Raw genomic sequence first — 26,019 nt, forward strand, 5'->3', positions numbered from 1 at the left:
TCTCCTTGCGCCTGCTCAGGCGTACAGCGGGGCGAACAAATTCTTGCACGTGCTGCTCAACTCACCCTGCAGCACCATCTGCTTGGCCGCTTCGATGTCCGGCGCGAAGAAGCGGTCGGCGTCGAAGAACGGCACTTTCTGGCGCAGCTGCTGGTGTACATGTTCGAGGTGCGGCGAGGTTTTCAGCGGACGGTGGAAGTCGATGCCCTGCGCGGCGGCCAGCAGCTCGATGCCGACGATGACGGCCGTGTTGTGCGCCATGTCGTCCAGGCGGCGCCCGGCGAACGTGGCCATGCTCACATGGTCTTCCTGGTTGGCGGACGTCGGCAGGCTGTCGACGCTGGCCGGATGCGCGAGCGACTTGTTTTCCGACGCCAGCGCGGCCGCCGTCACATGGGCGATCATGAAGCCGGAATTGACGCCCGGGTCGCGCACGAGGAACGGTGGCAGGCCGGACAGGGTCGCATCGATCAGCAGCGCGATGCGGCGCTCGGCCAGCGCGCCGATTTCAGAAATCGCCAGCGCCAGGGTGTCGGCCGCAAAAGCCACCGGCTCGGCATGGAAATTACCGCCCGAGACGATTTCCGCCTGGCCGTTGGGACCATCCTGGAAGATCAGCGGATTGTCCGTGACGGCATTGGCTTCGATCAGCAGGGTGCGGCCGACGTTACCAATCAGGTCCAGGCAGGCACCCATGACTTGTGGCTGGCAGCGCAGGCTGTACGGGTCTTGCACGCGCTCGTCGCCTTCCAGGTGCGAGGCGCGGATGGCGCTGTGCGCCACCAGCTGGCGGTACATCTGCGCGGCCAGGATTTGCCCTGGCTGTCCCCGCACGGCGTGCACGCGCGCGTCGAACGGCGAGTCGCTGCCCTTGGCCGCGTCGAGCGACAGTGCGCCCGTGACCATGGCCGCTTCCAGCAGGCGCTCGGCCATGAACAAGCCATGCAGCGTCAGCGCGTTCGACACTTGCGTGCCGTTGATCAGCGCCAGGCCCTCTTTCGCCGCCAGCACCACGGGCGCGATGCCCGCCTGCGCCAGCGCTTCGGGCGCAGCCATCAATTCACCGTTGACGCGCACGTCGCCCACGCCCAGCATGGCCAGGGTCATGTGCGACAGCGGCGCCAGGTCGCCCGAGGCACCGACGGAACCCTTGGCGGGAATGGCCGGCATGATGCCCGCGTTGTACAGGGCGATCAGGGTGTCGACGATCAACGGGCGCACGCCGGAATAGCCGCGCGCCAGGCTGCCGATCTTCATCAGCATGATCAGGCGCACGACGGCGTCCGACAGCAGTTCTCCCGTGCCGACCGAGTGCGACAGGATCAGGTTGCGCTGCAATTGCTCGAGTTTTTCATCGGGGATGCGCGTCTTGGCCAGCAGGCCGAAGCCCGTGTTGATGCCATACGCCGCATCGCCCTTGGCGACGATGGCTTGTACGGCGGCGGCCGACGCCTCGATGACGGGATAGGCCTCGGCGGCGAGGATCAGTTTCGCGGGCGCGGCCCACACGGCGCGCAGGTCGCCCAGGGTCATCGCGCCCGGTTTCAGGGTCCAACTTTTGGAGTGCTGTGTCATGTTTGCTTTCACTTCGTATTAAGCATCGGCAGGTTCAGATTGTTGCGCTTGGCGCAGGCGGCCGCTGTTTCGTAGCCGGCATCGGCATGGCGCATCACGCCCGAACCGCTGTCGTTGACCAGCACCCTGGCCAGGCGTTTCGCCGCCGCTTCACTGCCGTCGGCCACGATGACCATGCCGGCATGCTGAGAATACCCCATTCCCACGCCGCCGCCATGGTGCAGCGAGACCCAGGTGGCGCCGCCGGCCGTGTTCAGCATGGCGTTGAGCAGCGGCCAGTCGGAGACGGCATCGGTGCCATCCTTCATGCTTTCCGTCTCGCGGTTCGGGCTGGCGACGGAGCCCGTATCGAGGTGGTCGCGGCCGATGACGATGGGGGCCTTCAGTTCGCCCGTGCGCACCATCTCGTTGAAGGCCAGGCCGGCGATGTGGCGCTCGCCCAGTCCCAGCCAGCAGATGCGCGCCGGCAGGCCCTGGAAGGCGATGCGCTCGCGCGCCATGTCCAGCCAGTGGTGCACCTGCGTGTGGTGCGGGAACAGCTGCTTGATCTTCGCATCCGTTTTATAGATGTCTTCCGGATCGCCCGACAGGGCCACCCAGCGGAACGGCCCGCGTCCTTCGCAAAATTGCGGGCGGATATACGCGGGCACGAAGCCGGGGAAATCGAAGGCGTTCTGCACGCCCTGGTCGAACGCCACCTGGCGGATGTTATTGCCGTAATCGACGGTGTGCACGCCCATGGCGTGGAAATCGAGCATGGCTTGCACGTGGGCGGCGCAGGAATCGGCGGCCGCCACCGTCAGGCGCGCGTGGCGCTGCGGGTCTTGCTGCGCCGCCTTCCAGTCCGACACGCTCCAGCCACGCGGCAGGTAGCCGTTGACCAGGTCATGCGCGGAGGTCTGGTCCGTCACCAGGTCCGGCACCAGGCCGCCCGCTTTCGCGCGGCGCACCAGTTCCGGCAGCACTTCGGCCGCGTTGCCCAAGAGGCCAATGGAGATCGCTTCCTTGCGTTCGGTGTGGTACTTGACCAGCTCCAGGGCTTCATCCAGGCTGGCCGCCTGCTTGTCCAGGTAGCGCGTGCGCAGTCGGAAATCGATGCTGCTTTGCTGGCATTCGATATTGAGCGAGACGGCGCCCGCCATGGTGGCGGCCAGCGGCTGCGCGCCGCCCATGCCGCCCAGGCCCGCCGTCAGAATCCAGCGCCCGCCCCAGTCGCCGCCGAAATGCTGGCGGCCCGCTTCGGCAAAGGTTTCATACGTGCCCTGCACGATGCCCTGCGTGCCGATATAGATCCAGCTGCCGGCCGTCATCTGGCCGTACATGAACAGGCCTTGCCGATCGAGTTCGTTGAAGTGTTCCCAGTTGGCCCATTTCGGCACCAGGTTGGAGTTCGCGATCAGTACGCGCGGCGCATCCGCGTGGGTCTGGAACACGCCCACCGGCTTGCCGGACTGGATCAGCAAGGTCTGGTCGTCTTCCAGTTCGCGCAAGGAAGCGAGAATCTGGTCGAAGCAGGCCCAGTTGCGCGCCGCGCGGCCGATGCCGCCGTAGACGACGAGGTGCTGCGGATTTTCCGCCACTTCCGGGTCCAGGTTGTTTTGCAACATGCGGTAGGCCGCCTCGGCCTGCCAACTCTTGCAAGCCATGACCGTGCCGCGCGGGGCGCGGATGGTACGGCTGGCATCAAAGCGTGGATCGGTGTCCATTGTGCTGTTCATGCTGTCTCCTCGTAGGGTGCGAGCGGACATGCGTGGTCCGCTCTGGTGCTCCCAGCATAGGTTGTCTATACAACCAAGTCAACAGATTTTTGCAAGCGAAAACTGCCTATTTTTTCTCGTACACGCGCTTGCCCGCCACCCACGTCTGCAGTACCTGCGTCTTGCCGATGGCGGCCGGCGCGACGGTGAACAGGTCCTGGTCGACGACGATAAAGTCCGCCCATTTTCCCGCCTCCAGGGTGCCGATGACCTTTTCCTGGTGCGCTGCCCAGGCTGCGTCCAGGGTGAAGCAGCGCAGTGCCTCGGTGACCGTCATGGCTTGCTGGGGATACCAGCCGCCGGCCGGGAATCCTTCGCTGTTTTGCCGCGTGACGGCCGCGTGGATGCCTTCGAACGGGTTCGGCGACTCGATGGGGAAGTCCGATCCGCAGGCGATGCGCGAGCCTTGCGCAAGGAAGGTACGCCACGCATACGCGCCCTTGATGCGCTCGTGGCCCACGCGCTGCTCCGCCATGTTCTGGTCGGACGTGGCGTGCGTCGGCTGCATCGATGGCACGATGCCCAGCGCCTTGAAACGGGGGATGTCGCTCAATTGCACCACCTGCGCATGCTCCATGCGGTGGCGCAGGCCCACGCTGCGGTATTGCGCGGTCAAGGCTGCATAGCCGTCGAGGATTTGATGGTTGCCCGCGTCGCCGATGGCATGCACGTTCACTTGGTAGCCGGCCCGCATGGCTTTTTCCATCTTCGCGCGCATGGCGTCATCTTTGAAGAACAGCAGGCCGCTGGTGGTTGGATCGTCGCTGTACGGCGCCAGCAAGGCCGCGCCGCGGCTGCCCAGGGCGCCGTCGGACAGCAGTTTCACGGCACGCAGCGCGTACAGGTCGCGCGCATAGCTATTCAGGGGACCGTTTTTCGCCAGCGCGTCGAAGTCGTCCGTCGTATCGGCAATCATGCCGTACACGCGCACCGTCAGCTTGCCATGGTCCGCATAGTCGCGGAACAATCGGTCCTGCATCTGGCCGATGCCCGCATCGTGCACGCTGGTCAGGCCCACTTGCGACAGCTGCGCCAGCGCGCCATCGAGGGCGGCGCGATTTTCCACGTCGCCCGGCTTGGGCAGCACGGCGTCCATCAAGTCCATGGCGTTATCGACCAGCACGCCGGTGGCGTTGCCGTCCGCGTCGCGTTCGATCTTGCCGCCGGCCGGATCTGGCGTGGCGCGCGTGATGCCGGCCAGCGCCAGCGCGCGGCTGTTGGCCCAGCCCGCGTGGCCGTCGACCCGGCGCAGCCACACGGGCCGCGCGCTTTCCGCCGCATCGAGTTCCAAAGCCATGGGAAAGCGCCCCAGCTTCCAGATTTCCTGGTTCCAGCCATTGCCGACGACCCAGCTGCGATCCGGATGCGCGCGCGCGAAGTCGCCCACGGCTTGCACGGCGGCCGGCAGCGAGGACGAACCGTACAACATCACGCCGCTGGCAATCGTCCCCAGGCCGAACACGTGGCCATGCGCGTCGATCAGGCCCGGCAGCACGGTTTTTCCCTGCCCGTCGACGTGCAGGGCGCCCTTGGCCGCCTTGCGTTTCACCTGCGCGGCGCTGCCGACGGCGAGCAGTTTGCCCGCATCGTCAAAGGCCAGCGCCGTGAAGCGCACCACCTTGCCGGCAGCATTGAGCGTGTAGCCGTTGGCGTTGTCGATCACCGTGTCGGCATGCACGTGGCCAAGGGCGCCCAGGCAGGCGAGCGTGAGCAGGGTACGGCGCAAGGGCAGGGTCGGCATTTCCATCTCCAGGTCTTTTCGTGAATGAATGAAAAGACGAGTGTATAGAAATTGGCAAAATGGTCAATCAGGCAGACACAGGCGCGCATGCCTTGCGCCCAGTCAATACCTCCCCGCCGCCGCTGTCCTACGCTGGCGTTTTGTCGCGGAGCTCCCATGGCCAGGCACCATGTCATCAGCACCACCGCGTGCGACGTGTTCTTCAAGCTCGTGGCCCACCAGAAGAAAAGCCTGGGCGCGCGCTTCGACAGCATGATCGTCACCTTCAGCGCCGGTGGCCAGCCCGTGCTGGGCGCCACCCTGCGCAACGCGACAAGCGGCTGCGAACTGCACCGCCTGGCCGGCCAGCCCGACGAATGCTGGTGCTGCGGTTATGACGAGCAGCTGGAATTCGTCTCGCAAGCCGACGTGCCGCTGGCGCACGCCGACTACCGGCTCACCTTGAGCAATGGCGAAACGTGGACGGGCACGACGGATGCGAAGGGGCGCACGGGGCGCGTCACCAGCAAGCTTGAGGCGCAAATCATCCAGGCCGAATTCCTGCCGCACGCGGATAAATCACCATGCTGCGCCGCCGCGCCAAAACACGCTGCGCCTGCGGTCAAGGTCATTCAGCTGGAAGGCATCAAGACGACCGACAAGGATGTCGGTTCGTCCGTGAAACAGGTCAAAGTGAAGGACAAGGTTCGCCCGCTAACCAAGGGAGAGATCGACATGGCGTGGATGCTGTTCCAGGATGCGATCGACTACGACAAGGTCAAGGTGCATGGGGAGCCGTATCTATGGTTTGGCTTGCAGCCCAAAAATGTGGCCATGACACCGGATGGGGAGATGTATTTTCATGAGTCGGAATTCCGAAAGGACTTCTCAAAGGAGAAACCAAGGCCAAAAAACTGGTTCATGCATGAAATGGTGCATGTTTGGCAGCATCAATTGAATTATCCAGTAGCGATACGGGGACTTGTCAGGCTAGGTTTGGATTACAAGTATGTGCTACTTCCGAAGAAAAAATTATCAGACTACAACATGGAAGCCCAGGGTGATCTGCTCGCCGACTATCACACATTGAAGTACTTAAAAGATCCAGACGCAATGCGTCAACCTAAATATCAACACTCACTAAAACTTTATGAAGAGGTACTACATGAGTTTTTTAAAGATAGGAAAAGCAAGGCAAATCTGCCTGGCCGTAATGCTGAGCATGAGCCTTTGTTTGACATACCATGACGCTTTCGGCATGTCCCGCATGGCATACGCGGAAGTACAGCTAAAAAATGGCACTCCCTGTTTCTCTATTTCTGAAAAGGAAGAAGCGCGTAACGGGGTTCCGCAGATTAGTGCGGTCGTACTGACAGATGTATCCGTCAAGCCAGCAGTCAAAGTATGGTCCTTTCTTTTACCGGGCGCAGCGACTATTCCTGTGCATGCCAAGTCCTGTCTTCTGTATGGAGTTGCACCAGCAACAGCAGAGGTCAAACCACCCAAAGCCCCGCCACTGAAAACGGGGCGCATGTATGACGTCTTTCTGAACGGTGGGCCAGCCGATCCATCGGACCCTACTCGCGGTTACGTGGGGAAATTTTGCTTAATCACCGGCATCTCCGGGGAGCGAAAAATTCTCCGTATCGACAGCGATAGCCAAGCCTGGATAGATGAAATCTGTCCAGAACATTCGCTCATCAGATAGTGCGAGGGTCGCCATGCCATATCGTCACACGCTGCTATTCCTGCTTGCCACCCTGACGGCTATCGATGCCTCGGCGTGGTCGCGCATCGCTGATGCCCTCATTCACTCTGTCAACGGCATGCCCTGCTTCTCCATTACAAAAAAAGAAGAGGCACGCAATGGCCTGCCATTTCTTGGCGCACTCATGGTTTCTGACATGTCCGTGCAACCGGTAAAGGAAGTATGGGGGTTCTCCCTACCGCCAGACATGCCCTTATCCATCCGTGCCAGCACATGCATCCGCTATGGAAACGTGCCTACCGGTGCGACGGGCATACGCGCTGGAAAGCTGATACCCGGACATTTCTATAGCGTATTCCTGAATGGCCGCCCCAAAGATCCATCCGATCCAACCTATGGCTATCAAGGAAAATTCTGCGTGAAAGCTACGGCTGCTGACGGTCAGCAAGTCATTCCTATTAGCAGCGACATGCAGGAGTGGCGCACTGAAATCTGCCCACCCCATCCATCCCTCCCATAGTCCGACGTCATTTATCTTCCTCCCCCCGCTTCGCCGGCGCCCTGAACCATTCCTCCGGCGGCACCACCTGCGATTCTTTCGGATCATCGATGTAGTGCGGCGACGTGATCTGCACATCGAATTCATTGAAGACGTCGATGATGTTCTGGTGCAAGCGGTTCAACACTTCGGCGCGCTGGCGGGGGACTTCGGCGCTGGCGTAGGCGACGAGGCGGTATTGCACGTAGTAATCCTGCAGGGCCAGTTGCATCACGTACGGTTTTGGCGTGGTCGACAGTTCCGGCGTGCGCGAGGCGGCCAGTTCCAGCATGGCGTGCACTTGCCGCCACGGCGTGGCGTAGCCGATGGTGACGGTGGAGTCGAGCACGAAGCCGCCGCCGGGCTGGGCGCGCGAATAGTTCTTTGTCGTTTGCGACATGACCCAGGCGTTCGGCAAGGCGACTTCCTCACCGAGACCCGTGCGCAAGCGCGTCTCGAACATGCCGACGTCGACCACCGTGCCTTCGCTGTCGCCCACGCGCACATATTCGCCCTTGCGCAGGGCACGCGTGTACATGAGGATCAGGCCGCTGGCGCCCTGGCCGACGATGCTCGACGCGCCGATCGACACCATCAGGCCCACCAGCACGGACAGGCCCTGGAAGGCGGCCGTGTGCGAGCCTGGCAGGTAGGGATACGCCATGGCCAGCGCGAACAGCCAGATCACCACGCTGGCGATGCGGCGCGTCGGCAGGGCCGTGTCCTTGTCGAGCCAGCCGATTTGCAATTCGCCGCTTTCCACGCGCTTGAACAGCGAGGCGGCCGTGGCAGCGATCAGGCGCGCGATGGCGAAGATGACGCAGACCAGCACCAGCCCCGGCAAGGCGCCGATGATGGCGTGGAAGACGTCGGCCGCCACATCGAACAAATAGCCGCTCAGGCTTTCGCCCCACGAGCGCGTGTACGGCAAACGGCCCAGCACGAAGGCGGCCCACAGATAAGTGGCCATCAGGCGCAAGCCCCACAGCACGGCGCTCAGCAGTTGATACGCGAAAGCGATATAGTGTTCGGCGTCGAGCACGCGCACGTTTTTCAGGCGCACATCGCGCAGGCGCGAGGCCAGCAACACACCGCTGCGGCGCTTGGCCCAATGGTGCAAACGCGTCAGGCCCATCCACACGAGCCAGAACACGAGGGTGGCGACGGAGCACACGGCGGCGGCAATCGCCAGGTAGCGCCAGCTGCCCTGTTCGCGGTAGTCGAGCACAGCCTTGCTCAGCTCGCCGGCCGCCGTTTTCGCCACGCTTTCCGTCGTGTCGCCGGCCAGCTGGTTGACGTCGCCAGGCACGACGACGAACAGTTGCACGCCGTCGAGCAGCACTTGCGTGCCTTCGGGAATCATGCGCGTGCTCGTCTGCAAAGGACCATTCTTCGCCAGCACGCTGTCCAGGCGGCGCTGCGCACCGATGGCCCGCTCATCGGGCGGATAGCCGGCCAGCGCGGCGCGGAAGACGAAGACCTTGCGGTTGGCAAACATCAGCGGCGCCGTCCTGGCCGCCGCAAGCTGCGATGGCGCCACGACGGATGCGGCCTCCGCAACGAGCGCGGGCACGCCCTCGTCCGCATGGGCTGCGGGCAACAAAAACATGGTCAACAGGCATAACAGGCGGAGCAACGCGGACATGGCAGCAATGAAAAGTGACAGGGAGTAGCCATCATGCCATGTAATCCTGGAAACTCAAGCGCCGCAGCTAGCGTTCAGCTCGCATCATGAAAAATGATGCCCAAGGTGTGACGCAAGCCCGAACGCAGGCGCGACACGCCGTGGCGCATGTTCACGCGGTAAGTGCCACGCGTGCCATTCACGGGACGCTGCGCGACGGGAAAGAGGACGGCGTCGCCCTGCGCCAGCGGCACCACTTCGGCGCGCGACTGCATGCGCGGGCGCTGCTCCGTCAGCACGAACTCGCCGCCCGAGAAATCGTCTTGCGGGCGCGACAGCAGCACGGCCAGTTGCAGCGGAAACACGTGCTCGCCATACAGATCCTGGTGCAAACAGTTGTAATCGCCTTCACGGTAGCGCAGCAGCAAGGGCGTGGGCCGCGTCTGCCCCGCCGCATGGCAGCGCGCGAGGAAATCGGCGTGGCTGGACGGAAAGCGCGTCTCGATGCCCATGGCGGCGTGCCAGCGGTTGGCAATCGCCGCCAAGGGGGAATACAAGCCCGTGCGCAAGGCGGCCACCACATCCGGCAGCGGACGGGCGAAATACTGGTACTCGCCCTGGCCAAAACCATGGCGCTGCATCACCACCTTGCTGCGAAAGCGCGACGCGTCGTCATACTGCGCCGCCAGCGCCACGCAGGCATCCGCATCCAGCAAGCCCGGCACGACGGCGCAGCCGTATTGATTGAGATCATCCTCGATCTGGCGCCAGTCCAGCGCCCTCACCGTTCGCCCTCGCGTTCCAGCAGCGCCTGCTTGCGCTCCACGCCCCAGCGGTAGCCGGACAGCGCGCCATCGTTGCGCACCACGCGGTGGCAGGGAATAGCGACGGCCAGCGCATTCGCGGCGCAGGCACCGGCCACGGCGCGCGCGCCTTGCGGAGCGCCGATGCGCCGCGCCAGCTCGGCATAGCTGACGGTGCTGCCGGCGGGAATCTCGCGCAAGGCTTGCCACACGCGCTGCTGGAACACCGTGCCGCGCACGTCCAGCGGCAAGTCCAGTCCCAGGCCCGGCGCCTCGACCAGGCCGACCACTTGCGCCACCGTCTGTTCATACTCGGGCTCGGCGCCGCGCAACTCGGCTTGCGGAAAGCGGTCCTGCAAGTCGCGCAGCAGCACTTCCGGGTCGTCATCGATCAGAATGGCGCAAATGCCCTTGTCCGTGCTGGCCACGAGAATGGCGCCCAGCGAGCAGGCGCCGATGGCAAAGCGGATCACGGCGCCGCTGCCGCCGGCGCGAAAGGCGCCCGGCGTCATGCCCAGCAAGCCCGGCGTGGCGGCATACAGGCGGCCGCTGGAATTGAAGCCGGCCGCGTATAGCGTTTCCGTGACATTCGCTTCGCCCTGCAAGCCGGCCTTCAGGCGTTCGCCGCGCCGCGCCGCCGCGTACGCTTTCGGCGTGATGCCCGTGTGCGCCTTGAAGACACGGTGAAAGTGAAAGCGGCTCATGCCGGCAGCCTGCGCCAACGAGTCCAGGTCGGGCAGCTCGTCGCTGGCGTCGATCAGCCGGCAGATGTCGGCCACGATGGCCGCCTGGCGCTGGGCCAGCGGTGGCAAGTTCGGCTTGCAGCGCAGGCAAGGGCGAAAACCGGCCGCCTCCGCCTGCTCGCAACTGGCGTGGAAAGCCACGTTGCGGCGCAAGGCGGGACGCGCGGCGCAGGAAGGGCGGCAATACACACCCGTCGTGCGTACCGAGTAATAAAAGACGCCGTCGGCGTCGGGCGCGCGCCGCTGCAGGGCATCCCAGCGCTCATCATCGGTGGTGTAAGAGTGATCCATGTCGGACTCCGTGCTTGTCATTGGCAAGTAGCCAGCATAGCCAGCGCTGGCCGGCGCCACACTCCGGCGCTTGCTTTTGAATTCAAAAAAAGGCTGGCGGCAGGCATCGTGCTCGGTGCTAAAATCGGCCATCGCGCCTCCAGCCGGCGGCGCGCCCTGCCCGTGCCCCGGAGAAACCGCATTGGACGACCACACTACACAAGAAAATACGCCCATTTTCCAGCGCATCAAGGATTTTCTGCTGGCCGGCATCGCCGCCGGACGCTGGAAGGAAGGCGACGTAATTCCCTCCGAGCAAGCACTGGTAAAACAATTCGGCGTCTCGCGCATGACGGTCAACCGCGCCGTGCGCGAACTGACCAGCGAGCAAATACTGACGCGGCGCCAGGGTTCCGGTACCTATGTGGCGCAGCAAAAATACCAGGCGACCTTGTTGGAAATCAAGAGTATCGCCGATGAAGTGCGGACGCGCGGACATATCCATCGCAGCAGCTTGCAATTGCTGGAACGCACCAAGGCCTCCGATTTGCTGGCCAAGCAATTCGGCCTGCCGCCGGAACACCCGCTGTTTCATTCGCTGATCGTGCATTTTGAAAACGGCGTGCCGATCCAGGTGGAAGACCGCTGGGTCAATCCCGAATGCGCGCCCGACTACATGACGCAGGATTTTTCCAGCATCACGCCAAACGAATACCTGATGGCAGCGGCCCCCCTGCAAGGCGCCACCTACAGCATCGAAGCGCTGTCGGCGCCGCGCGACATCGCCGAAATGCTGGCCATCGACACCAAACAGCCTTGCCTGGTGCTGCGCCGCCAGACGCGTTCAGGCGGCAAGATCGCCTCGACCGCCACCATGTGGCATCCCGGACACCGCTATCAGTTCGCCGGCAGCTTTACCTGAGGCTATCACCGCGATTGAGTAGCACGATTTCGCGCAAACTTTCTCACGAATTCTCACTAAATCGCGAAAAAAACAGCCATTTCGGGGCAAAAAAAATCCCGTTTTGGCCGTTTCCGAACTTAAATACTCCGAGTAAATATTCGATGCTATAGTTGCCGCCAGAAAGCGCCGCAGGCGTTTATTTGAGCGCGCCTCATGTACTGCCAGCCTAGTCCAATCACGCCCCAGAAAGGGATGCATTTGTCGTATTGCAGCCACACGAGTTTCGGCGCACCACGCCCACGGCGCCCTGCGCTGCGCCGGCTCGCGCGTACGATGCTGGCGGCAGGCATGACGCTTTCGCTGCCGGTGCAGGCGGCGGCGCACGGCATGACGCCGGCATTGCTGTGGCCGTATGCCGCCGCCAGCGCCACCGCCCTGGCGGGACTGGCTTGCTGGCAAGCCTGGCGCCTGCGCCAGCAGTTGCGCCACCAGCCCCAGCCCACGCAGGCCCAGGCCGAACAGGATGCCGTGCAAGCCTTGCGCGGCGCCACCATGGCCGGCTGGACCTGGCGGCGCCAGTCCGACCGGCTGCAGTTCGCGCCCCAGTACCAGGACGTCCTGGGCGACAAACATGCCAGGCTCGAACATGCACTGGCCGACTGGCTGGCCGAAGTCCACCGCGATGACCGCGCGCGCCTGAGCCTGGCCTTTCGCCAGCATCTGGACGGCCAGGCGCCTGGCACCTTCAATTGCGAATTCCGTTTGCGCCACAGCGACGGCCACTGGCGCTGGCTGCTGGCACGCGGCGCCGTCCTGTCGCGCGCCTCGGATGGCAGCGCCACGCAGGCCAGCGGCATCGTCTGCGACATCAGCGAACGCAAGCAGGACGAGCAATCGCGCATGCGTTCGATGCTGGAAGCGGCGCCCGAAGCCATGCTGGTGGCCGATGTCGAGGGCAAGGTGCATTACGCCAACCAGATCGGCGCGCGCTGCTTCGGCTATCCGCTGGCCGAATTGATTGGCATGTCGCTGGAGCAATTGGTGCCGGAAAGCACGACCAGCCACTCCGCAGGCGACCCGCAAGGACGGCACAGCCTGCCTGGCCGGGTGATGATGGCGCGCCGCCGCGACGGCACGCACTTCCCCGCCAAGGTCAGCCTGTCGCCGCTGCGCATGGCCGGGCAAGTTTTTTCCATCGTCTCGCTGCGCGACATGACGCAGCGGCAACGCGCCGAGGAAGCGCTGCACGCCAGTTCGGAACGCTACCGCCTGATCGTGCAGACGGCCGCCGAAGGCATCTGGATGACGGATGCGAACGGCAAGACCACCTTCGTCAACCCGAAGATGGCGCACATGCTCGGCTACACGGTGCAGGAAATGCTGGGCCGTCCCCTGCTCGACTTCATGGACCGCGACAGCCAGCTGCTGATGCAGCGCCGCCTGGCCAGTCACGGCAGTCAGGCCAGCCAGCCGGACCAGGTCGATTTCCGCTTCTTCCGCAAGGATCAGTCCAGCCTGTGGGGTTTGCTGTCGAGCACCAGCATCCAGTCGGACAATGGCGAGCCGGGCGGCACCCTGGCGATGATCACCGACATCACCGAGCGGCGCCAGGCGTCGATCGCGCTGTCGAACTCGAGCCAGCGCATGGCGTCCGTGTTCGGCGCCGTGACGAATGGCCTGGTGGTGCAGGACAGCCACGGTCACATCCTGGAAAGCAATGCCGCCGCCGAGCGCATGCTGGCGGCCAGTCCGGCCGGCAACAGCCTGTGGCAAGCCATCCGCGAAGACGGCTCCGCCTTCGACCAGCGCAGCCATCCCGTGCACATCACCCTGTCGACGGGCGAAGCCATGCGCGACGTGCTGATGGGCGTGCTGCAGCCCGATGGCAGCCTGTCATGGCTGTCCGTAAATACCGAGGCCATCCGCGATGAGTACGGCAAGGTGGGCATGGTGGTGGCCAGCCTGACGGACATCACGTATCACAAGCGCAGCGAGAGCGCCTTGCGCGAGCTCAATGAACATCTGGAAGAGCGCGTGGCGCAGCGCACGGAACAGCTCGACCAGGCCAAGCAGGTGGCAGAGGAAGCGAGCCTGGCGAAGGGACAATTCCTGGCCAACATGAGCCATGAAATCCGCACGCCGATGAATGGCGTGATTGGCATGGCGTATCTGGCCCTCAAAACGGACCTGGAACCGCGCCAGCGCGATTACCTGGAGAAAATCCGCTTCGCCGGTGAACACTTGCTGGGCATCATCGACGATATCCTCGACATCTCGAAAATCGAGGCGGGCAAGCTGGAAATCGAGCACGTCAACTTCAGTTTCGACCATGTCGTGCAAACGCTGATGACGGTGGTGGCGCCGCGCGCCGCCGGCAAGAACCTGGAACTGCTGTTCGAGATCGACCCGCAATTGCCCGCCGTGCTCGTGGGCGACCCGCTGCGCCTGGGGCAGGTATTGATCAACTACGCCAATAACGCCATCAAGTTCAGCGAACAGGGCAGCATTACCGTGAAAGTGCGCAGGGTGGTGGCGGACGCGAAACACTGCCTCGTGCGCTTTGAAGTGTGCGACCACGGCATCGGCCTGTCGCAGGATGAAATGAGCAAACTCTTCCAGTCCTTCCAGCAAGCCGACACCTCCACCACGCGCGAATATGGCGGCACGGGCCTGGGCCTGGCCATCTGCAAGCAGCTGGCCCAGCTGATGGGCGGCGACGTGGGCGTCGACAGCCGTCCCGGCGCCGGCAGCACCTTCTGGTTCACGGCCAACCTGGGCATTTCCGACCAGGCCGCGCCCGCCATGCTCGACAGCATGGTGCAGACGGCGGCCGCCATGCGCGCCAGCGCCGACGCGGCCCTGGTGATGCGCACGCTCAAGCATGCACGCATCCTGCTGGTGGAAGACAACACCTTCAACCAGCAGGTGGCGCTGGAATTGCTGGAAGAAGCGGGCGCCTCCGTCTGTCTAGCCAACAATGGCGAAGAGGCGCTCGACCTGCTGCGCCAGACCCAATTCGACTGCGTGCTGATGGACGTGCAGATGCCGCTGATGGATGGCTTGCAGGCGACGCGCCACATCCGCGCCGACCCGCAGCTGGCGCACCTGCGCGTGCTGGCCATGACGGCCACGGCCACCAGCGAAGACCGCGTGCGCTGCCTGGAGGCGGGCATGGACGATTTCATTTCCAAGCCCATCCAGCCGGCCATGATGTACCAGACCATCGCCAGCTGGCTGCCGGCGCGCGAGACGCCGCCACCACCGGCGCGCAGCCGCGCCGCGCCCGCCTTCAAGACCACGCTGGCCGGCGACCCGCAAGTGATCGACCTGTCCATCCTGGCAAAGTTGCTGGGCTACAACCCGGAAAAGGTGCGCAAGTTCGCCTTCAAGTTCCTGCAGACCACGCAGGATGGCTTTGGCGACATCGATGCGGCCCTGGCGCGCGGCGACGTGCACCAGGTGCGCGAACTGGGGCACCGCATCAAGTCGTCGGCGCGCACCGTGGGCGCCCTGGGACTGGCCGAGCTGTGCCACAACCTGGAAACCCTGGCGCCGGGCGAACCGGCCGACGAGGCGGAGCGGGCGCGGCGCATCGTCACGCGCCTGTGGCCCCTGCTGGAACAGATTACCGAACAAATCATGAATAACACCAGCTTTGCCAATGACGATTAGCTACCGCCAAATTGGATTGCGGCAAGGTATCGGCATCGACAGCGATGCATATCAACAGAAAGACATGACGATGAACACTGTATCAAACCAAGCAAGCCAGGAACACAACGAAGCAGGCCTGGCGCCATTGCGCGTGCTGCTGCTGGACGACGACGTTTTCATGCTCGACGTGCTCAGCGACATGCTTGAGCAGATGGGCTCGTTCGACATCCGCTGCGAATCGCACAGCGAACAGGCGCTGTCGACCCTGAAGCAGCACCAGCCCGACCTGCTGATCTGCGACCTGTCCATGCCCGACATCGACGGCATCGAATTTTTGCGCATGGCGGCGGAAAACGGCTTCCGCGGCGGCGTGGTCCTGCTGTCGGGCCTGCATTCGGCCGTGCGCCTGGCGGCCGAACGCCTGGCCATGGCCAACGGCCTGCATATATTGGGCACCTTCCGCAAGCCGATGGAAAGCGCGGAATTGCAGCTGATGGTGAACTTGCAACTGCAGCACACGGCGCGTCAGGCCAGCGTACAAGCCTGAGCGCGCAGGCCGGCCGGGAGGGCGGACACGGCGCTGCAGGCCAGCAGGCATGCGGCTTTGCCGCCCTGCCGGCACCTGCGGCGACGATATGCCTCAAGTTTTTCTGCAATAATCGCCACGCTTTGAAAAAATGGGTTATTATTTCAGCCATCCCCGCCTGCATACCTCTGGTCGCACCTTCCAAGAACATTGAATTCGTGCCCATTGTCCCCATCTTCTCATTGCATTCCAGGAAGCATGGATGGCGAACCAGCGTATGGTTAATTCCAGGCATTATTGATCCCACCCTCATTTGAGGAAAATATGAGCGAAAATATCAAACACATTAGCGATGCATCTTTTGAAGCAGACGTCCTGCAATCCGAGTTGCCAGTACTGGTCGACTTCTGGGCGGAATGGTGCGGTCCCTGCAAGGCCATCGCCCCGATCCTGGAAGAAGTGGCCAAGGAATACGCTGGCCGCATCCTGATCGCCAAGATGGACGTGGACGCGAACCAGGCAGTGCCTGCCAAGTTCGGCATCCGCGGCATCCCGACCCTGATCCTGTTCAAGGATGGTGTTGCAGCTGCTCAAAAAGTGGGCGCCATGGCCAAGGGCCAGTTGACCACTTTCGTCGACAGCAACATTTAATGTATGATGGGCAGCGCTGCGCCCGCAGCGCCGCCTGACTGGAACCACCGGGAAGCGGCTTTGCCCTCATTCGTGCACAGCCTTCCCCAATAATTAATCAACGCCACGCAGTCCCCTCCCCTACCTTTACCTCCCGTCTCGGGACACTCAACATATATGCATTTATCCGAACTAAAGGCCCTACACGTATCCGCCCTGCTTGAGATGGCGATCGGTCTTGACATTGACAACGCAGCCCGCTTGCGCAAACAGGAGCTGATGTTCGCTATCCTGAAAAAACGCGCCAAGTCCGGCGAACAGATTTTTGGCGACGGCGCCCTGGAAGTGTTGCCTGACGGCTTCGGCTTCCTGCGCTCGCCCGACGCCAGCTACATGGCGTCCACCGACGACATTTACATCTCCCCTTCGCAAATCCGCCGCTTCAATCTGCACACCGGCGATTCGATCGAAGGCGAGGTACGGACCCCGAAAGATGGCGAACGCTATTTCGCATTGGTCAAAGTCGACAAGGTCAACGGCGAATCGCCGGAGATGTCGAAACACCGCATCCTGTTTGAAAACCTGACGCCGCTGCACCCGAACGAGCCGCTGCGCCTGGAACGTGAAATGAATGGCCAGGAAAACATCACCGGCCGCATCATCGACCTGATCGCCCCGATCGGCAAAGGCCAGCGCGGCTTGCTGGTGGCGTCGCCGAAATCCGGTAAATCCGTGATCCTGCAGCACATCGCCCATGCGATCACGGCCAACCACCCGGACATCACCCTGATCGTGCTGCTGATCGACGAACGTCCGGAAGAAGTGACCGAAATGCAACGCTCCGTGCGCGGCGAAGTCGTCGCCTCGACCTTCGACGAGCCGGCCACGCGCCACGTGCAAGTGGCCGAGATGGTGCTGGAAAAAGCCAAGCGCCTGGTCGAAATGAAAAAAGACGTGGTGATTCTGCTCGACTCGATCACCCGTCTGGCGCGCGCCTACAACACCGTCATCCCTGCTTCGGGCAAGGTCCTGACCGGTGGTGTCGACGCGAACGCGCTGCAACGTCCAAAACGCTTCTTCGGCGCCGCGCGCAATATCGAAGAAGGCGGCTCGCTGACCATCATCGCCACGGCGCTGATCGAAACGGGCTCGCGCATGGATGACGTGATCTTTGAAGAATTCAAGGGTACCGGCAACATGGAAGTGCATCTGGAACGCCGTCTGGCCGAAAAACGCGTCTACCCGGCAATCAACCTGAACAAATCGGGTACCCGCCGCGAAGAACTGCTGATCAAGCCGAACGAACTGCAAAAAATCTGGATCCTGCGCAAGTTGCTGTACTCGATGGACGAGATCGAGGCGATGGAGTTCATTCTCGACAAGATGAAAGCCACGAAGAATAACGCGGAGTTCTTCGACATGATGCGCCGCGGGGGATAAACCTACTGCGCGGCCGCATTTGCGATCTCCGTTGCTCACCGTACTTTTGTACGGTTGCGCTACTCAATCGCAACTGCGGCCTGCTCGCTACGGTTTCTCCCTCCCCGGTGGCAACATGCTGCCACCAAAGACGTAGGTCGGATTAGGCCTGCAGGGCCGTAATCCGACAACATTGTTGGCGAAGACGGTGGTGTTGTCGGATTACGCGCTTGCGCGCTAATCCGACCTACGTTGCGCCGCGCCGACCATACGCGATCATGCAAAGCCGCTCCCTGAGCGGCTTTTTTATTGCCGCCGGCCCGAAAGCGCTATATAATCGACGGTTGCATTATTTTAAACCCTGGCAAGTGATCGGCAATCGGGTCAAGAAGCTGGACGACCGACGAAGTGCTGTTTGGCTACCAAACTAGAGAGAAGACCATGAAAGTCGATACCCATCCAGAATACCGCGAAGTTGTTTTCCACGATCTGTCGTGCGATTTCAAATTCGTCACCCGCTCGACCATCCAGACCCGCGAAAAAATCACCCACGACGGTAAAGAATACCCACTGGTGAAGATCGAGGTTTCGGCTGAATCGCACCCATTCTTCACGGGCAAGCACAAAATCGTCGATACCGCTGGTCGCGTCGAGAAGTTCCGTCAGAAGTTCGGTTCGGTTGGTTCGAAAACCGCAGTCGCAGCAGGCTGATTTTTGCCGCTTTGCGGCAAAAAAGGGCAGCTTCGGCTGCCAGAGAAAAGGCAGCCACGGCTGCCTTTTTTGTCTTTGGCCGCTTTACTTTATACTCGCGCATACTCGACGCCATTCGTCGCGTCTTGCCACTATTCTGATACCGATTATCGATGAAGCCAGTCCGCCTTCCCGCCGCTGCCACACTCGCGCTGCCACGATGGGCCTTGTTTGCGCTCGGCCTGCTGTACATCCTGCCTGGCCTGATCGGCCGCGAACCGTGGAAGAACGATGATGCCGCCAGTTTCGGCATCATGTGGACCATGGCGCATGGCGGCCTGAACGACTGGCTGTGGCCCAACGTGGCCGGTCTGTCGCTGCCCGACGAAGGCCCGCTGGCCTTCTGGCTGGGCGCCATTTTCATCAAGCTGTTCGGCTGGATCGACGGCGACGTCTTCGGCGCGCGCATGTCGACCATCGGCATCTTCGTCGTCAGCACCCTGTCCGTCTGGTACACCGCCTTCAACCTGGGCCGCCGCAACGACGCCCAGCCGCTGCGCCTGGCCTTTGGCGGCCAGCCCGAGCCCGACGACTTCGGCCGCACCCTGGCCGATGCCGCCGTGCTCATCTACCTGGGCTGCCTGGGCCTGCTGCAGCACAGCCATGACATCACGGCCGAAGCGCTGTACGTGTCCCTGATGGCCTATTTGCTGTACCGCGCCGTGCGCTACATGGAAGGCCCGTCCGTGCGCAATGCGGCCCTGCTGGGCCTGGCGATGGGCGGCCTGACCCTGGCGCGCGGCTGGATCACGCCGGCGGCGCTGAGCATCGCCCTGCTGCTGTGCACCATCTTCCTGCGCCTGCCCTTGCTGCGCAGCATACGCCACCTGGCGCTGGCCATCCTGATCGGCGTCGCGCTGACCCTCGTCTGGCTGCTGCCGGGCGAGTGGCTGCAGCCGTACGGCCATTCGCCGCTGCAAGCGTGGATGGAATGGAATTGCCGCCAGTTCAGCGCCCCGAGCCTGAAGAGCCTGCAATATTTCTTGCGTGTCGGCATCTGGTTCTTCTGGCCCGCCTGGCCGTTCGCCGCCTGGGCCGTGTATGCCTGGCGCCGCCAGCACCACGTGCTGCACATCGTCGTGCCGCTGACTTTTGTCGCCATGCTGGCCATCCTGGGCCTGTGCCATCCCGATCCGGATCCGAGCCAGCTGCTGCCGCTGCTGCCGCCGCTGGCCGTGATGGCAGCGTTCGGCCTGCTGACCATGAAACGGGGCGCCATCAACGCCATCGACTGGTTCTCCGTGATGGTGCTGACCATCTGCGCCCTCGCGCTGTGGGTGTTCTGGTTCGCCATCCTGACGGGCTGGCCGCCAAAACTATCGCACAATGCGCTGAAACTCATGCCCGGCTTCAAGCCCGAACTGGACTTGCTGGCCTTTTTCGTGGCCGCCTGCGCCAGCGCGGGCTGGGTGGCGCTCGTGCACTGGCGCATCTCGCGCCAGCCGGCCGTGCTGTGGCGCGCCGTGGTGCTGTCGTCCGGTGGCCTGATCCTGATCTGGGTGCTGATCATGACCTTGTACCTGCCGCCGCTGAACTACAGCAAGAGCTACGCCAGCGTGGCGCACCAGATTTCCGTCCACCTGCCGCCAGGCAGCAAGTGCATCAACAGCAACGTCGGCGCTGCCCAGCGTGCCTCGTTCGCCTACTTCGGCCACTTGCCGTTCGCCAAGGTGGGGCAACAGCAATGCGATGTGTTCTTGTTGCAAGACAGCATCAAGGTGCCCGACAGCAAGGAACAATTGCCCGAGCACCATGGCGCGGACTGGATCAAGCTGTGGGAAGGACGCCGCCCCACGGATGACGTGGAACGTTTCCGCCTGTACCAGCGCGTCAGATAAACAGCAAAAAACCGGGCCAGTCCCGGTTTTTTCATGTCCGTCAGACAAACACTGGCGACAGAAAAAGTGTTGCTTTTAAATATAGTTAATTACCTAAATTGAACTAAAATTGTTTTTTAGATTATAATGATGGCTTGCGCGATGGCGGTGTCTTGCTTTCCCGCCCGATTCGTCCCCCCATTCACCATGAGATTGTCCATGAAATTATTTACTACCCGCACCTTGCCGCTCATCAGCGCCGCCCTGTTCGCCTTCTCCTTCAGCGCTTCGGCCCAGGCGACCGTGATTGACCTCGGCGTCGCCAACGGCTACTCGGCCTTTATCTTCGGCAACATCGGCAGCAGCAACGCCAGCGGCTTTACCAGCGTCGGCGGCAGCCTGGCCGCTGGCGGCAATATCTACCTGGACGGCTACAGCGTCGGCTCGAACAAGAAGCCGGGCAGCGCCGTCAACACCCTGGTCGCCGGTAACAGCCTGAACATCGGCGGCGGCACCATCAATGGTACGGGCGTGTATGGCGTGAGCAATGCCAGCGGCAGCGTGACGGCGCCATCGTGGTACCCATCGGGTACCTTCAGCAAGGGCAATGCCTCCACCCTGGACTTTGCGGCGGCCCAGCAGCAACTGACGACCCTGTCGGGCGATGTGGCCAAGCTGCAATCGAACGGCACCGTGATCTCGCAATACGGCGGCTTCAAGCTGGTCGGCGATGTCAACGCCGACGTCAACGTCTTCACCATCGCGGCGAACGACCTGCATAACCTGACCCTGGACGTATCGTCGCTGAAAAGCACGGCCAGCATCATCATCAACGGCACGGCCACCAACATCACCATGAGCGGCGGCTTCGACAATTTCGGCAGCTTCGCCGACCGTACGCTGCTGAACTTCGCCAACGCCACCACCACCAACCTGAACAACGTCGGCATCAACGGCAGCATCCTCGCACCGAACAGCGCGTTTTCCGGTTCGGGCAGCATGAACGGCACCCTGGTCGCCAATTCGGTCAGCTCGATCAATTATGGCCACGTCTCGATGAACGGCGCCGGCTTCAACACGGTGAGCGTCTCGGCCGTGCCGGAACCAGGCACCTACGCCATGCTGCTGGCCGGCCTGGGCCTGCTCGCCTTCGTGCGCCGCCGCACGCCAGCGCGCGCACCACAAGCCGCGATGGCTTAAGCTTTACGCTAAATCAATGCGAAACACCGGGCCGCGCGAGCGTCCCGGTGTTTTTTTATGCGCTGACGAAAAATTTATTCCACGCTCAAGCCCAGATCCGTCGCCACCTGCTTGCGCAACAGGTATTTCTGGATCTTGCCCGTCACCGTCATGGGGAATTCCTCGACGAAACGTACATAGCGGGGAATCTTGTAATAGGCGATCTGCCCATCGCAAAAGGCGCGGATGTCATCGCTGGTGGCCTGCGTGCCCGGACGCAGGATGATGCAGGCGCACAGCTCTTCGCCATACTTGGCATCGGGCACGCCCACGCATTGCACGTCAAGCACGCTCGGGTGGCGGTACAGGAATTCCTCGACTTCGCGCGGATAGATGTTTTCACCGCCGCGTATCACCATGTCCTTCGAACGGCCGACGATGCTGCAAAAGCCGTAGTCGTCGATGACGGCCAGGTCGCCCGTGTGCATCCAGCGCGCCGCGTCGATGGCCTCGGCCGTTTTTTCCGGATCGCCCCAGTAGCCCTGCATCACGGAATAGCCGCGCGTGAGCAATTCGCCCTTCTCGCCGCGCGGCACGATGCGCCCTTCCGCATCGATGATTTTCACTTCCAGGTGCGGGTGGACACGGCCGATGGACGACACGCGCATTTCGCGCGGGTCCTCGATCGCCGTCTGGAAGCTGACGGGCGACGTTTCCGTCATGCCATATGCAATCGTGATTTCCGCCATGTGCATCAATTCGATAACCCGCGTCATGACTTCCATCGGGCAGGGCGAACCGGCCATGATGCCGGTGCGCAACTGGGACAGATCATATTGCTTGAAGTCAGGATGGTCGAGGATGGCGATGAACATCGTCGGCACGCCGTGCAGCCCCGTGCAGCGTTCGGCCTGCACGGTTTCCAGCACGGCCTTCGGATCGAAGCCCTCGCCAGGAAACACCATGGCCGCGCCATGCGTGACGCAAGCCAGGTTGCCCAGCACCATGCCGAAGCAATGGTACAGCGGCACAGGTATGCACAGGCGGTCCTGTTCGGTGAGGCGCATGGCTTCGCCGATGAAAAAGCCGTTATTCAGGATATTGTGGTGCGTCAAGGTGGCGCCTTTCGGCGCGCCCGTGGTGCCGGACGTGAACTGAATGTTGACGGCGTCGTCAAACTGCAAACCAGCGCTGACTTCTTCCAGGCGCGCCAGGTCGGCATCGGCAATGCCGTCCATCAGGGCGTCGAAGTTGTGCATGCCCGGCGTGGCGGCCGCACCCAGCCGGATGACGTGGCGCAATTGCGGCAGGCGCGGCGACTGCAGGGCGCCCGCGCGCGAACGGGCAATTTCCGGCACCACGTCCTGCACGATGGCCAGGTAATCGCTGGACTTGAAGCTGGGCGACAGGATCAGCGCGCTGCATTGCACCTTGTCGAGCACGTATTCGAGTTCCGAGCGCCGGTAGGCGGGATTGATGTTGACCATGATCAAGCCGGCTTTCGCCGTGGCAAACTGGGTCAGCACCCATTCGGCGCAGTTTTGCGACCAGATGCCGACCCGGTCGCCCGGCTGCAAGCCCAGTTTCAGCAAGCCGGCAGCCAGGCGGTGCACGCGCTGCTGAAACTCACGATACGTCCAGCGCACGTTCTGGTGCGCCACGATCAGGGCGTCGTGCTGGCCGTAGCGGGCGGCAATGCCGTCCAGGTAGGCACCTATCGTTTCGCCGATCAACGGCGTCTCGTGGGCGCCGTGTACATAACTCATTGCTTGCATGCTGTCTCCAGGGTGTATGGCGCGACGCGCTCTTGTTATCGTCTTCGATGCAGAAAATTATAGCCGCAACCGCCCCCGCCCTGCGCAGCTTGCTGTAATGTGCAGGCCAGTACACCAGACACTCACGGCACCATGACAGGCACCACGCAGCACCCGCTCGAACAGGGCTTCATCCTGACCCGCCACTGGCGCGACACGCGCGACGGCACGGAAGTCGATTTCTGGCTGGCAACGGATGCCGGGCCCCGCCACGTGCGCCTGCCCGTGCAAACGGCCGTCGCCTTCCTTCCCATGGAGCAACAGGAACAGGCGCAACAGTTGCTGCGCGGCGAGCGCCACGCAGAGCTGCGTCCCCTGTCGCTGTGCGATTTTCATCACCGCCCCGTGCTGGGGCTGTACTGCAAGCAATACCGGCATTTGCTGAAGCTGGAAAAGCAGCTGCGCGCGCACGGCGTCGACGTCTACGAAGCCGACATCCGCCCGCCCGAGCGCTACCTGATGGAGCGTTTCATCACGGCGCCGGTCACGTTCAGCGGAGAAACGGAAGTGCAGCTGAAACCGGCACCCGGCTATCGCCCCACATTGCAACTGGTGTCGCTCGATATCGAGACGACGGCGCATGGCGAGCTGTATTCGCTGGCCCTGGAAGGCTGCGGCCAGCGCCAGGTCTACATGCTGGGGCCGCCAAACGGCGGCGATGACGCCTTGGACTTCGACCTCGAATACTGCGACACGCACGCGCAAATCCTCGAACGCCTGAACACGTGGATGGAACGCCACGACCCTGATGCCATCATCGGCTGGAACCTGGTGCAGTTCGACTTGCGCGTGCTGCGCCAGCACGCCGAGCGCTACCAAATACCGTTGAAGCTGGGACGCGGCGGCGCCGTGATGGAATGGCGCGAACATGGCGGCAAGCAAGAACACTATTTTGCCGCCGCCGCAGGGCGCCTCATCATCGACGGCATCGAAGCCTTGAAATCGGCGACGTGGAATTTTTCCTCTTTCAGCCTGGAAAACGTGGCGCAAACGCTCTTGGGCGAAGGCAAGTCCATCGACAATCCCTACCAGCGCATGGCCGAGATCGACCGGCGTTTTCGCGAAGACAAACCTGCGCTGGCCCGCTACAACCTCAAGGATTGCGAACTGGTCACGCGCATCTTCGCCAAGACCGAGCTGCTGACCTTCTTGCTGGAACGGGCCAGCGTGACGGGCCTGGCGGCCGACCGCAGCGGCGGCTCCGTGGCCGCCTTCGAACATTTGTACTTGCCGCTGATGCACCGGCAAGGCTACGTGGCGCCCAACCTGGGCGATGTGTCCGGCGAAAACAGCCCCGGCGGCTTCGTCATGGATTCGCAGTCGGGCCTGTACGATTCCGTGCTCGTGCTCGACTACAAAAGCCTGTACCCGTCCATCATCCGCACCTTCCTGATCGACCCAGTCGGCCTGGTGGTGGGCACCAGCGGCGACGAAGCCGATACCGTGCCCGGCTACCGGGGCGCGCAGTTTTCAAGGATCAAGCATTGCCTGCCGGCCATCGTGGAACAGGTGTGGCAAGGCCGCGAGACGGCCAAGCGCGAGCGCAATGCACCGTTGTCGCAAGCGTTAAAAATCATCATGAATGCGTTTTATGGCGTGCTGGGGTCCAGCGGCTGCCGCTTTTTCGACCCGCGCCTGGCCTCGTCGATCACCCTGCGCGGCCACGACATCATGCACCGCACGCGAGAATTGATCACCGGGCAGGGTTATCAGGTGATCTATGGCGACACGGATTCCACCTTCGTGTGGCTGAAAACGGCGCATAGCGACGAAGAGGCGGGCAAGATCGGCCGCGCACTGGTGGTGCATGTGAACGCCTGGTGGAATACCTATCTGCGCGATGAATTCGGCCTGGACAACGCGCTGGAGCTGGAATTCGAGACGCATTACCGGCGTTTCCTGATGCCCACCATCCGCGGCTCGGAAGAAGGCAGCAAGAAGCGCTACGCGGGCCTGGTGGGTAAACCGGACGGCAGCGAGGACATGGTCTACAAGGGCCTGGAAACCGTGCGCAGCGACTGGACGCCGCTGGCGCAGCAATTCCAGCAGGATTTGTACCGGCGCATCTTCCAGCGCGCCGCCTACCAGGACTATGTGCGCGACTACGTGGCGCGCACCGTGCGCGGCGAATTCGATGCCTTGTTGGTCTACCGCAAACGCCTGCGCCGTCCGCTCGACGACTACCAGCGCAACGTACCGCCCCATGTGCGCGCGGCGCGCACGGCCGACGCCTACAACCTGGCGCAGGGACGGCCACTGCAATACCAGAACGGCGGCTGGATCAGCTATGTCATCACGGTGGCCGGGCCGGAACCGCTGGAAACGCAGCGCTCGCCCATCGACTACCACCATTACCTGACGCGCCAGCTGCAACCGGTGGCCGACGCGATCCTGCCCTTCCTGGGCGACGATTTTTCGCGCCTGGTGTCGGGCCAGCAGGATTTGTTTTAGATCAATTCTGCTTACCTGCGCGGCCAAGCTGAGGTAATATCGGCGCCTGCCGGACTTATCTGACCCTGTCCACGGGCGCTGTGCGCCGCGGCAGCGTAAAATACGCCATGGCGAAAGAATAAGAGCTGTTCCAAAGA

The 26,019-nt window shown here is 62.7% G+C and carries 19 protein-coding genes; 12 read left to right on the forward strand and 7 right to left on the reverse strand.

All coding sequences use genetic code 11. From position 1 onward, the window contains the following. Positions 1-15: 15 nt before the first annotated feature. From hutH to HWE17_RS06220, 3 genes are all read right to left on the reverse strand, one after another. Entirely contained in the window at positions 16-1,575 is a 1,560-nt protein-coding gene (gene hutH / locus HWE17_RS06210) for a histidine ammonia-lyase (RefSeq protein ID WP_176388173.1), read from the reverse strand. A gap of 8 nt (positions 1,576-1,583) precedes the next feature. Then, a complete protein-coding gene (gene hutU / locus HWE17_RS06215; RefSeq protein WP_176388174.1) occupies positions 1,584-3,293 on the reverse strand; it encodes a urocanate hydratase in 1,710 nt (569 codons plus the stop codon). A 106-nt stretch (positions 3,294-3,399) separates the two neighbouring features. Further along, on the reverse strand, positions 3,400-5,073 hold the full coding sequence (locus HWE17_RS06220; protein ID WP_176388175.1) for an amidohydrolase: 1,674 nt from the start codon (positions 5,071-5,073) through the stop codon (positions 3,400-3,402). 156 nt (positions 5,074-5,229) lie between these two features. On the opposite strand from HWE17_RS06220, the gene HWE17_RS28600 reads away from it, so the two are divergent. The 3 genes from HWE17_RS28600 to HWE17_RS06235 are packed head-to-tail and all read left to right on the forward strand — an operon-like array spanning position 5,230 to position 7,280. Then, complete coding sequence (locus HWE17_RS28600; protein ID WP_255206133.1) at positions 5,230-6,300, forward strand: hypothetical protein; 1,071 nt, start codon at positions 5,230-5,232, stop codon at positions 6,298-6,300. Between the two features lie 19 nt (positions 6,301-6,319). Further along, a complete protein-coding gene (locus tag HWE17_RS06230; protein WP_152598784.1) occupies positions 6,320-6,760 on the forward strand; it encodes a hypothetical protein in 441 nt (146 codons plus the stop codon). Positions 6,761-6,773: 13 nt separating this feature from the next. Next, positions 6,774-7,280, forward strand: a complete 507-nt coding sequence (locus tag HWE17_RS06235; RefSeq protein ID WP_152598785.1) for a hypothetical protein — start codon at positions 6,774-6,776, stop codon at positions 7,278-7,280. Positions 7,281-7,287: 7 nt separating this feature from the next. Here HWE17_RS06235 and HWE17_RS06240 read toward each other — a convergent pair whose 3' ends face one another. The 3 genes from HWE17_RS06240 to ada form a co-directional block, all read right to left on the reverse strand. Next, a complete protein-coding gene (locus HWE17_RS06240; RefSeq protein WP_176388176.1) occupies positions 7,288-8,943 on the reverse strand; it encodes a mechanosensitive ion channel family protein in 1,656 nt (551 codons plus the stop codon). A gap of 74 nt (positions 8,944-9,017) precedes the next feature. Next, positions 9,018-9,707, reverse strand: a complete 690-nt coding sequence (locus HWE17_RS06245; protein ID WP_176388177.1) for a 2OG-Fe(II) oxygenase — start codon at positions 9,705-9,707, stop codon at positions 9,018-9,020. Then, complete coding sequence (ada, locus tag HWE17_RS06250) at positions 9,704-10,759, reverse strand: bifunctional DNA-binding transcriptional regulator/O6-methylguanine-DNA methyltransferase Ada (protein WP_176388178.1); 1,056 nt, start codon at positions 10,757-10,759, stop codon at positions 9,704-9,706. The genes HWE17_RS06245 and ada overlap by 4 nt, the downstream gene beginning before the upstream one ends. 181 nt (positions 10,760-10,940) lie before the next feature. Here ada and hutC point away from each other — a divergent pair, with 181 nt between their 5' ends. The 8 genes from hutC (at position 10,941) to HWE17_RS06290 (ending at position 21,638) form a co-directional block, all read left to right on the forward strand. Further along, the gene (gene hutC, locus HWE17_RS06255; protein ID WP_176388179.1) at positions 10,941-11,660 is read left to right on the forward strand and encodes a histidine utilization repressor; all 720 of its coding nucleotides are present in this window, start codon (positions 10,941-10,943) and stop codon (positions 11,658-11,660) included. Positions 11,661-11,990: 330 nt separating this feature from the next. Beyond that, the gene (locus tag HWE17_RS06260) at positions 11,991-15,314 is read left to right on the forward strand and encodes a PAS domain-containing hybrid sensor histidine kinase/response regulator (protein ID WP_176388180.1); all 3,324 of its coding nucleotides are present in this window, start codon (positions 11,991-11,993) and stop codon (positions 15,312-15,314) included. A 70-nt stretch (positions 15,315-15,384) separates the two neighbouring features. Next, positions 15,385-15,843: a response regulator gene (locus tag HWE17_RS06265; RefSeq protein WP_051959621.1), complete on the forward strand. Its 459-nt coding sequence runs from the start codon at positions 15,385-15,387 to the stop codon at positions 15,841-15,843. A 303-nt stretch (positions 15,844-16,146) separates the two neighbouring features. Continuing rightward, complete coding sequence (gene trxA / locus HWE17_RS06270) at positions 16,147-16,473, forward strand: thioredoxin TrxA (protein WP_035822396.1); 327 nt, start codon at positions 16,147-16,149, stop codon at positions 16,471-16,473. A gap of 156 nt (positions 16,474-16,629) precedes the next feature. Then, a complete protein-coding gene (gene rho / locus HWE17_RS06275; RefSeq protein WP_034746249.1) occupies positions 16,630-17,892 on the forward strand; it encodes a transcription termination factor Rho in 1,263 nt (420 codons plus the stop codon). A gap of 420 nt (positions 17,893-18,312) precedes the next feature. Beyond that, complete coding sequence (locus HWE17_RS06280) at positions 18,313-18,582, forward strand: type B 50S ribosomal protein L31 (RefSeq protein ID WP_034746247.1); 270 nt, start codon at positions 18,313-18,315, stop codon at positions 18,580-18,582. A gap of 152 nt (positions 18,583-18,734) precedes the next feature. After that, positions 18,735-20,459, forward strand: a complete 1,725-nt coding sequence (locus HWE17_RS06285; RefSeq protein ID WP_176388181.1) for a glycosyltransferase family 39 protein — start codon at positions 18,735-18,737, stop codon at positions 20,457-20,459. 198 nt (positions 20,460-20,657) lie between these two features. Next, positions 20,658-21,638, forward strand: coding sequence for a choice-of-anchor A family protein (locus HWE17_RS06290; RefSeq protein ID WP_035822402.1), 981 nt, complete (start codon positions 20,658-20,660; stop codon positions 21,636-21,638). A gap of 74 nt (positions 21,639-21,712) precedes the next feature. Here the strand turns inward: HWE17_RS06290 and HWE17_RS06295 are convergent, their stop codons facing one another. Continuing rightward, positions 21,713-23,392: an AMP-binding protein gene (locus HWE17_RS06295; RefSeq protein ID WP_176388182.1), complete on the reverse strand. Its 1,680-nt coding sequence runs from the start codon at positions 23,390-23,392 to the stop codon at positions 21,713-21,715. A 132-nt stretch (positions 23,393-23,524) separates the two neighbouring features. Between HWE17_RS06295 and HWE17_RS06300 the strand changes: the two genes are divergently transcribed. Beyond that, positions 23,525-25,882 carry a DNA polymerase II gene (locus HWE17_RS06300; RefSeq protein WP_176388183.1) on the forward strand — a complete coding sequence of 786 codons (2,358 nt, stop codon included), beginning with the start codon at positions 23,525-23,527 and terminating at the stop codon, positions 25,880-25,882. Positions 25,883-26,019 lie beyond the last annotated feature (137 nt).

The sequence above is a fragment of the Janthinobacterium sp. BJB401 genome (genome assembly GCF_013372745.1).
GTDB classification, from domain to species: domain Bacteria; phylum Pseudomonadota; class Gammaproteobacteria; order Burkholderiales; family Burkholderiaceae_D; genus Janthinobacterium; species Janthinobacterium rivuli.